Here is a 14,332-nt window from a genome sequence, read left to right on the forward strand (position 1 = left end):
CTAAATGGCTGGCGCAGGGGCGCTATTATCCACTAAGCGGCCCCTCCCCACCAGCGCTTGGGTTCAGCGATACTCACTCATAGGCGAGGCGGGATACCACCGGATTGGCGTAAGCCTGGATCGCCTTGTCGCGCCAGCGCTCGTCGACGCGAGCCATGCGCGCTTCAAACTTCTCCCGCTCCTCCGCGTGTGCCGCCGGGTCCCAGGTCTTGGCCGGGAAGCCGACCGGCAACTGCGGGGTGTCCCCGTAGACCATCTCATAGGCAATCATGTTCGAGGGGTGCAGGGAGTAGTTGCCGATTACCTGGCGATCTATCTCCTCAGCCAAACTGTTCACATCGTGAAAATCAGCTTCGATCGGCGTGCCATAGGCGGTGTGTACCCGCCCCTTGTAGCCAATAATGCCCTTGCCGATCGAGGCCAGGTCTTCGTTTTTCCCCTTCTTGTATTCATCCTTGTGCTCGGTAATGTAAATCTCCTTGGCCTTCTGCGCATCGCAGGGGTCCCATTCGTAGGAGATAGACACCGGCACTATATGCAACTTGCGCCAAAAGTCGGCAAAGTCGGCACCCCGGTCCTTGGTCATAGCGAACATGGCGCAGAGCGCCGGATTAGTGCGATCCAAGCCGTCTTTGGCGCGCCCGGAGCGCTGCGCAATCCACACATGCTCGTTGTCATTGACGATGGAGTGATAGATGTAATTGGAGAGCTTTGTCGCTGCTTCGAGCTTCTCCCGGCGACTGCCGGAGCTGCGAACCACCGTGAAGCACTTGTTCAGTTTCATCAGGTCACTGGCAAACTGCTTGCTGAGCAGGTTGTCACCGATTGCGATACGGGAAGTCTCGTGCCCCTCGCAGAACATGGCCTGGATCATCAGTGCCGGGTCCATGGCAATATCGCGGTGATTGCTGACAAACAGGCAGGCGCGATCTCTGGGCAGGGTATCCAGGCCGGAAATGGTCAGGCGGGAGGTGGTGCGCTTAATCACCTTCTCCATATATTTGGAGACAACCTCCTGGAAGTCCCGCACGTTGTGCACATTGCGGAGCTCAAAGCGCAGAAATTGCCGCACCAGCCAGGCGACGACGCCCTCCAGCTGTGCCAACTTGGGGACCAGAAAGTGTGCTGCCGCGTGGGACATTTCCGGGTCGGCAATTAATCGCTTGATAACCTCGCGCACTTCATCGTCACGATAGGGGCGCATATCCTCGAATTGAGAGGGGTCTAACTCACTTGCTCTCATGAAATACTACCTGTCGGACCTGCCCTTGGCGGCCCGCACTTATTTATTTTGCGGCTGGGTCAGCCGAGATTACTGGGCGCAGAACATACCGGAAGCGCCGCCCAACTGCCAGCACCGGACCCGACCAGATGCTTGACCCCAGTGATAAATTCAGTTTCGACGACCGGGTCAAGGTTAAAATAGGCCGGCGGTGCGATGATACAAAGTGGACTTCGCTGCCCCAAGCCATGAGAATAAGGCGATTAACCGCCGCCGACGGCAAAACAACGATAACGAATACGGCGCTAGCCACCCAGTCAAGCAGGAGTCCACCTTGTCTCAATCCACCCCCAGCTCAGAGCCGCGCGCTCCCAGCTTAACGGACGCGCTGATCCCCCTCGGGATTCTCGTCGCCCTACTGTCACTCTCCGTCTATTTCTACGGTGCCGACTCGTCTTACGGCCCCAACCAGATAGCACTGCTGCTGTGTGCCTGTGTGGTTGCCCTGATGGGCATGAAGAACGGCCACAGCTGGAACGATATGGAAGGAGGGATGCTCCATGGCATTGGCCTGGTATTTGGCGCTGTCCTGATCCTACTGTCTGTAGGTGCACTTATCGGTAGCTGGATTCTGGCCGGCACTGTGCCTTCTATGATCTATTTCGGTGTACAGATACTGTCACCGCAGTGGTTCTACGCCGCCAGCTGTATTATCTGCGCGGTAGTGGGGCTGAGCATTGGCTCCAGCTGGACCACTGCGGGCACTCTGGGTGTGGCCCTGATGGGTATCGCCGGCGCTCTGGGGTTGTCCCTTGAAGTCACCGCCGGGGCGGTAATTTCCGGTGCCTACTTCGGTGACAAGATGTCACCGCTCTCCGACACCACCAACGTGGCCGCAGCGGTAACGTCCAACGATCTGTTTCAGCATATTCGCCATATGATGTCCACGGCGATTCCTGCCTTCGCGATCGCCCTGGCGGTTTTCGCTTTCCTGGGTTTTACCTCTGAAGCCAGTTCTGCCTCCGCAACTGATATCGAATCACTGCTCACCGCCCTTAGCAGTGAGTTCAAAATTTCCCTGGTTAGCCTGCTGCCTTTGATCTTGTTGCTGGCAATGGCTTGGCGCAAAGTCCCCGCTTTCCCAACATTGATCATTGGCTCCCTGGTTGGCTGTGCCATTGCACTGATTTTCGAACCGGAAGCCGCCCGTCGCCTCGGTGGCGGTGAAGGTGCACTGGCCCCCCTGAAGGGAGCCTGGCACAGCCTGTTTGACGGCTATAAGTCCACTTCCACCAACGAGAACGTGGCTGCATTGCTGTCCAAAGGCGGCATGAGCAGCATGCTTAACACCGTATGGCTGATCACCTCCGCCATGGCCTTCGGCGGCGCTATGGAGCGGGCCGGATTCCTACAGGTCATCGTCCAGGGGGTTTTGTCACTGGTTAAAACAGTGGGCGGCCTGGTAACTGCCACCGTATTCACCTGCTTTGGAATGAACCTGGCCGCAGGCGATCAGTACATGGCGATTATTATTCCGGGCCGTATGTTCCGCGAAGCCTTCAAGGAAAAGGGCCTACACGGGCTTAACTTGTCTCGCACCCTCGAAGATTCCGGTACCATCACCTCTGTGCTGATTCCCTGGAATACTTGTGGTGCCTTTATGGCGGCAACGCTGGGTATTGCTACCTGGGAGTATTTGCCTTTTGCCCTATTCAATATTATCTGCCCTCTGTTGGCGATCGCCTATGGCTGGTTGCACTTTAAACAGAAGCCCATTTCTGTAGCGGCTACGGCATCTTAAGGAAATAGACAAAACCCCTATGAGTGAAAGCGGTACCCTAAGCGCCCTGATCGAGCAGGCTGACTTTAAATTGCGCTGGTTCGATCTGGGCCGGCGCTTGCAGTCGGTTTCAAAATCCACTGCGGCGGCATTCGAAGCGGGCCAGGCTTCCTGGCCACACCCCTACTTGCGCCAGGCCTGGACTGGCCTGCTACTCCAACCCAACGAGGGCGGTGAGCCCATCGTGTGGTTCCTGCGCTTCCCCCTGGACGAGCAGGGCAAACTGCAACTGCAAGCCCGCGATGGGTTGTTGCGCGCCCTGGCACAGGAACTCAAGCAGGGCCCCGCGTCTGAATCTGCCGCACAGCTGGACCAGCTGCTGCAACAAAGCGGCTTACTATTTACCCCCTCAACGGAGCGGCAGGCGGCATTCCACTCTCAAACCGCTGTTCTACTGGGCCGCCAAGCCAGCGAACATTACGAGTCGGTGTTGCGCTACTTTGGCGACCCGGAAAATCACCGCTGGGATAATCTTGCCCTCCAGGGGATTGCCGACTTGGCCGCCCGCTGGGAAAAAGAAAGCGCCCTGCTGTTGCGCCAAGTTGGCAAGATAGCCGCTCCGGTATTTATTAGTCTGTGCCACTGCCTGGAAAACCAACCGCTCGATCACCGCCTTGCCTCAGCCATTATTGAGCGCGCCGAGCGAGAACTGACAACAGACACAGCGGATATATCGGTTGTTGCCGCAGCGGTCAGGGCCCTCTCTCACTCTCCAGCCACCGGGTTGCGGCAAGCATTTATCCAGTCACTTTTGGCGGAAAGTGACAGCAGCCAGAATAAAGAAGTGTTGGCCGCAATTGGCAGTCGCTGTCATCAAGATTTGGTAAAACCGGAATTGGCCGCACTGTGGGTTGGCAAACTGGCCGATAGCGCTGACCAGCAGACTTTTAACTTACTGCTCTCTGACTTAATGTTCATTCCGCAGGTGCGAATCGCTTTGCTGAGCGCTCTCCGTGACCCCGAACGGAAAGAAAGTCTCGCAGTGGCCTTTGGCAATTTTTTACACGGCCCCAAAGCGACTCACTAACCCCCCGGCAGCGGTAACCCTACCGCTGCCTTATCACCACTAAAAATCGGGGAACCTTTGACAGTCCCGCAAACTGGGCTATTGAGGCCACAGCGGGACTGTGAAATTATTCAACGGCACCCAGGTTTCACCGCGAATAACTTTTTCCGGGGAAATTTTTAACCGTGCAGCCGATTTATCTCGCACACAGATCACTTAATTCCCGCAGCTATCATTAATATTGACCGCCTCAATAAAACCATCAAAAATTGAAAACCCACATCCACTTTTAACCTGCGGGTAAAGTAAAAAGAGCCCTTACCCCACAAATCAAGCCAGATACCGCGCTACTTAAACAGTCGCCAGGAAAAAAATCCCCCCAACAAATTGGCGTACCTTTTTTCCCAACTTGGCAACTGGCGGGCGCTTAAACCTAACGCCGATTACACTCAAATAGACGGTATCTTTGTAGAACAGATTTTACAAAGCCGACCAACAGGTGACGTTTTATTGGCTATGCTAATGGCTAACATCAACGGAAAGGAGTTAGGGGATGAATTTCACTCCAGCCAAGTACTTAATTGGAATTATCGGTGCACTGGTGCTCGCAGGTTGCTGTAGCCCTCCGGCGCCTCCAGCCTACTGCCCTCCCGGTGCGGAACAGATTCCTCTATCCATGGCTTGTCCCGCAGACGCCGACTGCTGGATGCCTTCCGACAGAGTGCGCTGCATGAAAGTGGTTAAGTAAAATCTTTTTTGGGCAACCCCGTGGTGATCCATACTAAATAAATTTTTGAGCAAACTACTGCTGACAAATACCCGTTTATTCAAAACTTTATTTAGTATGGGTCACCACAAAATATTGCCTCAACAAGTGGCACCTACTTGTTCTTCTATAGCCCCTTCCCCCTGTAAACCTCTCCTGTAATCGGTAATAGAATGTTATGCTCGCAGAGCTAGTCCAATAAATAGAACCCCGCTAGCATTGATCCTTTTTTAGAAGTAAAGAAAGCTCGATTTGTATACGCCTTAGCCAAGCGTTAAAAAATACTCAGAAGAGAACAATACGAAAACCATGACTAGTGAAACCCTGGCTTTAAGCCGTGTAGCGGCCATATCACGGTTAAAGTCCCATTTCGACCAACACAAGTGGTCCCTGCGTGAACTGTTTGCCACAGATCCCCGGCGAGCAGAAAAATTCAGCACAGGCGCAGCTGGTATCTACTTGGATTACAGCAAAAATCACCTGCGTGAAGATACTCTGGAGCTGCTGCTGGAGTATGCTGAAGAGCAAGACCTGAACCGCCAGATAAGCGCTCTGCTGAGCGGGGCCCGTGTTAACAACACCGAGCACCGCCCCGCCCTGCACACAGCGTTGCGGTTCCAAGGGCAGCCACAGACTGAGCAGGAGCGCGCGGTAAAAGATTGCCGCAAGCAAATGAAACAGTTCACCGAATCAGTGCACAGCCACAGCTGGCGCGGCTTCTCCGATAAACCGATCCGCCACATCGTCAATATTGGGATCGGCGGCTCTGACCTGGGTCCGCGCATGGCGGTGGAGGCACTGAAACCGTGGCATAAAAACTCTATTAATGTGCACTTTGTCGCAAATATCGATGGTGCAGACCTCAGTGATACACTCGCCGGCATCGATGCGGAAGAAACCCTGTTCGTTATTGCCTCCAAGTCCTTTTCCACCTTAGAGACCCGCGAAAATGCGCTATCCGCACGCCGCTGGGTGTTGTCTGCCGGCTGTGAGGAGTCGCAGCTGGCCAAACACTTTGTCGCCGTAAGCAGCAATATTACCGCTGCCCAGGATTTTGGTATTGCCCCTGAGAATATTTTCCCAATGTGGGATTGGATCGGCGGCCGCTATTCACTTTGGTCTGCGATCGGCTTACCGATTGCACTCGCCTGTGGCTACGATGCTTTTGCACAGCTGCTGCAAGGCGCCAATGCCATGGACCAACATTTTTCTCAGGCACCATTCAGCGCCAATCTTCCCGTATTGATGGCCCTCACCCAGTTCTGGTATCGCCAGTGTTGGAACACCAGCAGCCAGGCGATATTGCCCTACGCTCAACGCCTGAGCCGATTCCCGGCCTGGTTACAGCAGCTGGATATGGAGAGCCTGGGCAAGGGCGTTGACAAAGACGGACAGGCTCTGGGCTACCCCAGCGGCAGTGCTATCTGGGGCAGCGAGGGCACCAACGGCCAGCACTCCTTCCTCCAATTGTTACACCAGGGAACAGACCTGATTCCGGCAGACTTTATCGCCGTCAAGGAGCCGACCTCCGAATTACTCGAACAACACCGCTGGCTGCAAGCCTGCTGTATTAGCCAGAGCCAGGCTTTGCTACAGGGCAAGAGTTTGCACGAGGCCCGCCAGGAGCTAGAAGAGGCCGGCCACACCCATCGCGAGGCCCACGCTCTGGCCCCACACAAGGTCATTCCCGGCAACCGCTCCAGTAACACCCTGATTCTGGAAAGGTTGGACCCCTTCCACCTGGGCTCCCTATTGGCGCTGTACGAGCACAAGGTCTTCGTCGGCGGCTGTCTTTTGGGCATCAACCCCTTCGATCAGTGGGGCGTCGAGCTTGGCAAGCAGCTGAGTGCGAAAATCCATGGGGCTGCCGAGGGCAAAGTACCCCAAGATGACTGGGACAGCTCAACCCGCAGCCTGATAAAAAAGCTGCTCTAAATCCAATTAAAAAAGGCCGTATCAATGGGTGCGGCCTTTGTTATTGCTGCCTGAAATATCGTTAATTGGATACAGAGCCCCGTTTCAGCATCGGCTCGATCAAATCCAGGGGCAACGGAAATACAATGGTGGAACTGTTATTTGCACCGGCAATATCAATCATAGTTTGCATGTAGCGCAACGTAATTGCGTTGGCATTTTTCGATAGCTGGTTAGCGGCCTCGGTGAGTTTTAAAGCTGCCTGCGCCTCCCCCTCTGCATGAATCACTTTCGCCCGCCGCGCGCGCTCCGCTTCGGCCTGCTGCGCTATAGCCCGCACCATACTTTCATCCAGATCGATATGTTTAATCTCAACGTTGGTCACTTTCACGCCCCAGGCATCGGTCTGCTCATCGAGAATTTTTTGGATATCCACATTGAGCTTATCCCGCTCACATAACATCTCATCCAGTTCATGCTTACCCAATACCGAGCGCAAAGTAGTCTGGGCCAGCTGACTTACCGCCTCGTGATAAAACTCCACATTAATAATCGCGGACTGGGGATTAATTACCCGGTAGTAAACCACAGCATTGACTTTAACCGAGACATTGTCCCGACTGATAACATCCTGAGTAGGCACATCCATAACCACAGTGCGCAAATCCACTCGCTCCATAGTTTGGATAATGGGAATGATAATAATCAGCCCGGGACCCTTCACTGTCTGAAAGCGCCCCAGGAAAAATACAACGGCGCGCTCGTACTCACGCAAAATACGAACGGCATACAACAGCAGCAGTACCAGCGCGACGACTAACAGCCCTAAAAAATAACTGAGCATCATAAAACTCTCCCTATTCCCACCTTAATTATTGAGTCCTGCTATCAATCCACTTTATTGCTGCACCTACTCTACTTCGACCTGCAATACCATACCGCGCTGGGCCACCACCCGAACTCTCTGCCCCACCTTTAACGGCTGCTTGCAGGACGCCTGCCAGATTTCCCCATTGAGATGCACCAAGATCTCTGTGCCCTTAACCTCACTCACCAGCGCGAAGCGTCCGACCAGAGTCTGGTCGGCGGCAACTTTTGGTTGGCGCAAACTGCGCCCAACAGCGGTCAACAGCAGCAGTAAAAAGACACCGCTCACACCGGCAATAGCACCAATCAGCTGCCTGGAGACCTGCATTCCCGGCACATCACTATCAATAAGCATCACCGAGCCAATTACCAGTGCAATAATTCCCCCAATTCCCAGGGCACCGAAACTCGGCATAAAAGCTTCGGCCACAATCAGCAGTGCGCCAACTACGATTAATGCAAGACCGGCGTAATTGACCGGCAATACTTGCAGGGCATAAAACGCCAATAAAAGACAGATAACACCAACAGTCCCAGGCACAAAAGCACCGGGGCTATAGCCCTCAAAAATAAGCCCGTAAATCCCCACCAACAACAGAATATAGGCCACCTGGGGATTGGTAATCAGGGCCAATAATTCATTACGCCAATCCGGCTCGTAATTTTTAGTTGGCAATTCAGCGATATTTTCCGGAATGGTAAAATCGCCAGCATCGAGCAACACTTTTCGCCCGGCAAGCTGGCGCAAGAGATCGGCATCGTTATCGGCAACAATATCGATCACATTCATCTTTAATGCTTCCGGGGCGGTCAGGGTCGCCGCCTCGCGCACGGCTTTTTCCGCCCAGTCCACATTGCGTCCGTAGCGCTGTGCCAAGCCGCGAATAAAGGCGACAGAGTCATTGACAACCTTGCGCTCCATCGCCGTGCCGGCAAGAGGCTTTTCCCTCTCCTCCTCGTCGCTCCTATCTTCTTTTTCCTGCTTATCCTCCCCCTCGCCTGCCGGCATAGGGGTGCCCTGAGGCCCGCCAATCTGCACCGGCGTAGCCGCCCCCAAAGTGGTAGCAGGCGCCATCGCCGCAATCTGGCTGGCGTAGAGAATATAAGTTCCCGCACTGGCAGCGCGGGCACCGGAAGGGTAAACGTAAGTGGCAATAGGTATGGGGGAGGCGAGAATATGCTGAATAATATCCCGGGAGGCCGCATCCAATCCCCCGGGGGTATCCAGGTGTAGAATCACCAACTGCGCTCCCCGCGCCACCGCCTCCCCCGTGGCCCGCTGGAAATAATCCGTAGTCGCGGGGCCTATAGCGCCATTAATTTTGAGTATGGCTACATGGGGGGACGCGCCTTCCTGGGCGGCACCTTTACACGCCAAAAAGCTAAACAGCAGCACCAGCACAACCAGGCTGCGAAAGAACAGGACGGGCGAATTCTGCTGCGACATGCATCTATCCTTGATGCGATATCTGGCGCGACGCCAATAATTGGGTATTGAGCACCACCGCGAGCAGTAAGGATTTGCTTTGGCGCTCCGCCTAAATACCGGAACAAAAACCCCCGGCTAATTCCATCAGGTTAACAGAATTAGTCGGGGGTTTGTTTATTTCCGCTGGGGTTTACGCCCAGTTGAGCGGATTTATACCCGGTTGCGCCGGCTGTACCAGTTCACATCGCGGGAATATTGATCCACCTGGTTTTCAACACCGAGCAACATGGCAAACAGGGCCATACGCACCAATAAACCATTGTCGGTCTGGCGGAAAATCGCCAGGCTCGGGTGTTCATTCAGGTCGATATCCAGTTCATTGGCCTCCGCGCGGGAATCCCGTGGCAAGGGGTGCATAATCACCGTATTCGGCTCTGCATGGCGGGTAAAAATGGCCTTGTTCAGGCGGAAGCGCCCGCGGTAGCGGTTGGCCTCTTCCTGAGAGGCAAAACGCTCCTCCTGAATACGGGTGGAGTAAACGATATCCACATGGGAGATCGAGGACTCCAGCTGGTCGGTGACGGTCACCGCGTGACCCGCTCCGCGCAACATCTCCACTATCGCTTCCGGCATCGCCAGCTCTGGCGGGGAGACCAGGGTAATCTGCACCTTGCCGAACAAGCACAGCAGCTTGCACAGGGAGTGTACGGTGCGGCCGTGTTTGAGGTCGCCGATCATGGCGATGCGGAAATCATCCAGGCTGCGGCCGTGGGCAGCCAGCTCCTTGCGAATGGTATAGAGGTCCAGCAGTGCCTGGGTGGGGTGCTCATTGGCGCCGTCACCGCCGTTAACTACCGGTACGCGGCTCGCCTCGGCAAATTCAGCCACCGACCCCTCTTTCGGGTGGCGCATACAAATCACATCGCTATAGCCAGACAGTACTCGCGCGGTGTCGTAGAGGGATTCCCCCTTGGCCATAGCACTGGCAGTAATACCTACCGTTTCACGTACGGTGCCGCCCAGCAGGTTAAAGGCGGCCCCAAAACTCAGGCGAGTGCGGGTGCTCGGCTCCATAAACATATTGCCGAGAATCGCCCCCTCCAGTACACGCGTTACCTTTTCGCGCTGCGCATAGGGGGTCATGGCGTCGGCCACATCGAAAACACGCTCTATGTCGGCGCGTTCAAATTGGCTGACGGACAGAATATTGGCTCCGATAAAGTCCATGGTTACTCCAGTGGTTGCGCCTTATGGGCGCCGGGTATTCGCGAGCGGCATTCTACTCGGGCACTGCGATAGAGCCCAGCGGAAGAATTGCCGCTGCGTGATTGGGTATATTAGGCGAGTAAGCTATCGCCCCAGTTTTCCAGTTCGGTGATCAAGGAGATGCGCTCCGGGTGCTGCACCCGCAACTCAGACAGCTGGCGGAAGTAGTCTTCCAAGGTGATTGAAGCGCCGGCACCGGCATCGGTTAAGCGCTGGAAGCACCAGATCTGCCAGCGCTGCTGCTCTTCCTCAGACAGGGTCTCGGGGAAATTGCGCGCCCGCATACGGAACAGCAGTTCGGGCAGACGCTTGTCACTGAAAGGTACTTCACCCGCCAGGGCTTCAGGGCCCCGGGCCGCCAGGCTGCGATGCAGCTCGCGGCAGATATCCCGATCAGCATCGCTGAGGAAGCCACCGTAAAGGTCGGCCTCTACGTCTCTGGCGGGGAACTCCCGATCCAGGAATACGTTGTGCAGTTTCTCGGTCAAGTCGATATCTTTAAGCTTGCGCCAGTTGGCCTCACAGGCCGCGCGGTCGATACCCAACTCAGCGGCACGCTTGCCATCGAGCATATTGGCCGGCGCCAACACCGGGCACTTGTTCAAGTGCACCAGCTTCAGGCCCACCGGCAATTCGCCCTCACCGAGCTTGTCGCGGGAAGTGTAGAGGCGCTCGCGCAGGGTATCCGCATCCAAGTTGAGCAGCGGCTCGGGATCCATCGCCAGATTGGCAACAATAACCGCATTGCGGTTAACCGGGTGGCTGGCCAGCGGCATCACATAAGTTAAGTGGCCATGATTCGAGGAGACCTTACCGGAAATATGCAACAGCGGGCGGCGCTCGCGCATATCGATCATCTTGGCCGCCTCCTGCTTGCGGCGCAGGCGAAACACGTAATCGTATAGTTTGGGCTGCTGTTTGCGGATCAGTCTGGCCATATCAATGGTGGCGTGTACATCCGACAGCGCATCGTGGGCGCCCTCGTGGGCGATGCCGTTGGCGGCTGTGAGTTCTTCCAAACGGAAGGATGGCGCACCGTCCTCACGAGTGGGCCACTGGATACCCTCGGGGCGCAGGGCATAGGTGAGTCGCACCATATCGATAATATCCCAGCGGCTGTTGCCGGAGCGCCACTCGCGCTCATAGGGATCGAGCAGGTTGCGATACAGGGTGTAGCGGGTTACCTCGTCGTCAAAACGCAAACTGTTATAGCCCACCCCACAGGTGCCCGGTGCGCCCAGTTCGGCGAGGATACGCTGGATAAACTCTATTTCCGGCACACCGTTGGCCAGGGCTTTTTGCGGACTGATGCCCGTCACCAGGCTCGCCATCGGCTGCGGCAGGCAGTCCATCGAAGGGCGGCAGTAAATCATCAATGGCTCGCCGACGACATTCAGTTCTTCGTCGGTTCTGATACCGGCAAACTGCGCCGGCTTGTCGGCCCCCGGGTCTGTGCCCCAGGTTTCATAATCGTGCCAATAAAGTGTGCTAGAACTCACGGTACCTCCATAATTTGCCGGCATGATACCACCGAGCACCCCGCCGTCTGGACACTTAAGTCGAGATTTGGGGCACTCCGAAGCAACTCCTTTGTCAGCGCTGGTTGCAAAGCCGCCACCGCCCATTAAAATTCGGCGTTTCCACGAATTTAAGACAGCACTTCACCCTATGAATATTCGCCAACTCCTCTCCGACAAATTCCAGGCCGCCATGCTCGCCGCCGGTATCCCCGAAGAATGCGGCCCCATTGTGGCACCTGCGAAGAAAGCCGGGTTTGGCGACTACCAGGCCAACGGCGCTATGGGTGCCGCCAAGCGGCTGGGCACTAACCCGCGCGAGCTGGCCGGCAAGATTCTGGAGCAGCTGGACAAGGGCGAGATGATCGAGAAAGTCGAGATCGCCGGCCCCGGTTTCCTGAATATCCACTTAAGTAAACAGTGGCTGAGCCAGCAGCTATTGGCCGCCCAGGGCGACAAGCGCCTAAATATTGCTGCCACCGAAGCGCCGAAGACCGTAGTCATCGACTATTCCCACCCCAATCTGGCCAAAGAAATGCACGTGGGCCACCTGCGCACCACCATTATCGGCGATGCCCTGGCGCGCCTGCTGGAGTTCCAGGGCCACAAGGTCGTTCGTCAAAACCATATGGGCGACTGGGGCACCCAATTCGGCATGTTGCTGGCACACCTGTCCGATAAACTGGCAGACAGCGATGCAGAGGTGGCGCTGGCCGACCTGGAAGTGTTCTACCGCGAGGCCAAGGTGCGCTTCGACGACGAGGAAGGCTTCGCCGACCGCGCTCGCGGCTACGTTGTCAAATTGCAGGGTGGCGACGAGCAGTGCCTGAAACTGTGGAAACAGTTTATCGATATCTCCATCAGCCACTGTGAAGAGATCTATTCCAAACTGAATGTCACCCTTAAGCAGGAAGACGTTTACGCCGAAAGCCAATACAACAACGATCTGCCGGTACTGGTTAAAGAGCTGCTGGATAGTGGCATCGCCGTGGAGGACCAGGGGGCAATCGTGGTCTTTCTGGAAGAGATGGCCGATAAAGAGGGCAACCCCAGCCCGATGATTATCCAGAAGAAAGGCGGCGGCTACCTGTATGCCACCACCGACCTGGCCGCTATCCGCTACCGCGCCAACCAACTCAGTGCCGACCGTATCCTCTATGTTGTTGATGCTCGCCAATCCCTGCACCTACAACAGGCCTTTGTCGCCTCGCGCAAAGCGGGCTTCCTGCCAGAGTCGGTTTCTCTTGAGCATTGCGCTTTTGGCACCATGATGGGCGACGACGGTAAACCATTTAAGACCCGCAGCGGCGGCACGGTAAAACTGGCCGCCCTGCTGGATGAGGCGGTGGAGCGGGCCAAGAAGCTGGTGGCCGAGAAGAACCCGGAGCTAGATGAGAAAACCTGTGCGGAAATCGCCCGCAAGGTGGGCATCGGTGCGGTGAAATATGCGGACCTGAGCAAAACCCGCACCAACGATTACATCTTCAGCTGGGAATCCATGCTCAGCTTCGAAGGCAACACCGCGCCCTACCTGCAATACGCCTACACCCGCGTGCGCAGTATTTTCCGCAAAGCGGGTATTGAGCCCACTGAACTCAAAGGCGATATCCAGCTGGAAAGCCCCCAAGAGCGCGCCCTGGCAATTAAACTAAGCCAATTTGGCGAAGTACTGGATCAGGTGGCCAAGGACACCTTCCCGCACGTACTCTGTACCTACTTGTACGAGCTGGCCAGCGCCTATATGAGCTTCTACGAAGCCTGCCCGGTACTGAAAGAGGGTGTAAGCGAACAACAGAAGCATAGTCGCCTGCAATTGTGTAACCTTGTAGCCAGCACTATCGCAACTGGCCTCGATCTGCTCGGCATTGAAGTGATGGAGCAGATGTAAATAGCTCCAGACCGGTGCCGCCCTCTGTAACATTTCACGGGCTGTATCCGGGCAGGCTGCTTTCAGTTGTGGCCTGCCCAACCATCCTGCACCATTTCTTGCCCTATTCAGGCCACACGTTTTCCTCCAGTCTGAAGAAAGGAAAGTAACCCGTGAAAATACTGATTACCCACGCCTCCGGCCAGTTGGGGCCTAGCCTATTTAAGCAGCTCTCCAACAATCCAGATTTCAGTTACCGGTACCGCCTTTTCCCGCACGGAAGAAAATGTCACTGACATGAGCTTGTCCTACAGCAAAGCCGTAAAAGCCTGCTTACAGACAGTGAGGCCAGGCATTGTGATTCACTGTGCCGCCGATAACACCCCTCGCCCAATTAATTTTAATGGCCTCAGCAAACCTGCAGGGGAAGAAGCAGTATTCAAAAGCGGGAACCATTGAGTATTAAGGTGTTCTGGCTATTTGGACCCATCGCCTACTTTGGGAAATCCGGCATCAGTGCCTTACTGGACACACTGCACGAGCAGGAGCCCGTCACACTGGATGCAATAAAGTCTCTCCCACTCATATGCAAGCCGCAATCTTTATAAGACGCCAGTAAATGTTCCCCAATTACTACA

The 14,332-nt window shown here is 55.5% G+C and carries 10 protein-coding genes; 5 read left to right on the forward strand and 5 right to left on the reverse strand.

All coding sequences use genetic code 11. The features are described 5' to 3' along the window. Positions 1-73 precede the first annotated feature (73 nt). On the reverse strand, positions 74-1,243 hold the full coding sequence (locus tag ACJJIF_RS10345) for a 1-acyl-sn-glycerol-3-phosphate acyltransferase (protein ID WP_444932136.1): 1,170 nt from the start codon (positions 1,241-1,243) through the stop codon (positions 74-76). Between the two features lie 313 nt (positions 1,244-1,556). Between ACJJIF_RS10345 and nhaC the strand changes: the two genes are divergently transcribed. The 4 genes from nhaC (at position 1,557) to pgi (ending at position 6,769) form a co-directional block, all read left to right on the forward strand. After that, a complete protein-coding gene (gene nhaC, locus ACJJIF_RS10350; RefSeq protein ID WP_444932339.1) occupies positions 1,557-3,023 on the forward strand; it encodes a Na+/H+ antiporter NhaC in 1,467 nt (488 codons plus the stop codon). 19 nt (positions 3,024-3,042) lie between these two features. Next, positions 3,043-4,089, forward strand: coding sequence for a DUF3549 family protein (locus tag ACJJIF_RS10355; protein WP_444932137.1), 1,047 nt, complete (start codon positions 3,043-3,045; stop codon positions 4,087-4,089). Between the two features lie 532 nt (positions 4,090-4,621). After that, on the forward strand, positions 4,622-4,816 hold the full coding sequence (locus ACJJIF_RS10360; RefSeq protein ID WP_444932138.1) for a hypothetical protein: 195 nt from the start codon (positions 4,622-4,624) through the stop codon (positions 4,814-4,816). 327 nt (positions 4,817-5,143) lie between these two features. Continuing rightward, the gene (gene pgi, locus ACJJIF_RS10365) at positions 5,144-6,769 is read left to right on the forward strand and encodes a glucose-6-phosphate isomerase (RefSeq protein WP_444932139.1); all 1,626 of its coding nucleotides are present in this window, start codon (positions 5,144-5,146) and stop codon (positions 6,767-6,769) included. Positions 6,770-6,830: 61 nt separating this feature from the next. On the opposite strand, the gene ACJJIF_RS10370 is transcribed toward pgi, so the two are convergent. The 4 genes from ACJJIF_RS10370 to sbcB all read right to left on the reverse strand — a co-directional run bounded on the left by ACJJIF_RS10370 (position 6,831) and on the right by sbcB (position 11,833). After that, a complete protein-coding gene (locus ACJJIF_RS10370) occupies positions 6,831-7,595 on the reverse strand; it encodes a slipin family protein (protein WP_444932140.1) in 765 nt (254 codons plus the stop codon). 63 nt (positions 7,596-7,658) lie between these two features. Then, entirely contained in the window at positions 7,659-9,062 is a 1,404-nt protein-coding gene (locus tag ACJJIF_RS10375; RefSeq protein ID WP_444932141.1) for an NfeD family protein, read from the reverse strand. Positions 9,063-9,254: 192 nt separating this feature from the next. Next, entirely contained in the window at positions 9,255-10,271 is a 1,017-nt protein-coding gene (locus ACJJIF_RS10380) for an aspartate carbamoyltransferase (RefSeq protein ID WP_444932142.1), read from the reverse strand. 110 nt (positions 10,272-10,381) lie between these two features. After that, the gene (sbcB, locus tag ACJJIF_RS10385) at positions 10,382-11,833 is read right to left on the reverse strand and encodes an exodeoxyribonuclease I (RefSeq protein ID WP_444932143.1); all 1,452 of its coding nucleotides are present in this window, start codon (positions 11,831-11,833) and stop codon (positions 10,382-10,384) included. A 145-nt stretch (positions 11,834-11,978) separates the two neighbouring features. On the opposite strand from sbcB, the gene argS reads away from it, so the two are divergent. Next, a complete protein-coding gene (gene argS, locus ACJJIF_RS10390) occupies positions 11,979-13,715 on the forward strand; it encodes an arginine--tRNA ligase (protein WP_444932144.1) in 1,737 nt (578 codons plus the stop codon). Positions 13,716-14,332: the final 617 nt, after the last annotated feature.

The organism is Microbulbifer regidiadema (SeqCode) (assembly GCF_052467605.1).

Coding starts and splice junctions, on each gene's coding strand:
- ACJJIF_RS10345 (WP_444932136.1), bottom strand. CDS start 1,243: ATGAGAGCAAGTGAGTTAGACCCCTCTCAATTCGAGGATATGCGCCCC.
- ACJJIF_RS10355 (WP_444932137.1), top strand. CDS start 3,043: ATGAGTGAAAGCGGTACCCTAAGCGCCCTGATCGAGCAGGCTGACTTT.
- ACJJIF_RS10360 (WP_444932138.1), top strand. CDS start 4,622: ATGAATTTCACTCCAGCCAAGTACTTAATTGGAATTATCGGTGCACTG.
- pgi (WP_444932139.1), top strand. CDS start 5,144: ATGACTAGTGAAACCCTGGCTTTAAGCCGTGTAGCGGCCATATCACGG.
- ACJJIF_RS10370 (WP_444932140.1), bottom strand. CDS start 7,595: ATGATGCTCAGTTATTTTTTAGGGCTGTTAGTCGTCGCGCTGGTACTG.
- ACJJIF_RS10375 (WP_444932141.1), bottom strand. CDS start 9,062: ATGTCGCAGCAGAATTCGCCCGTCCTGTTCTTTCGCAGCCTGGTTGTG.
- ACJJIF_RS10380 (WP_444932142.1), bottom strand. CDS start 10,271: ATGGACTTTATCGGAGCCAATATTCTGTCCGTCAGCCAATTTGAACGC.
- sbcB (WP_444932143.1), bottom strand. CDS start 11,833: ATGCCGGCAAATTATGGAGGTACCGTGAGTTCTAGCACACTTTATTGG.
- argS (WP_444932144.1), top strand. CDS start 11,979: ATGAATATTCGCCAACTCCTCTCCGACAAATTCCAGGCCGCCATGCTC.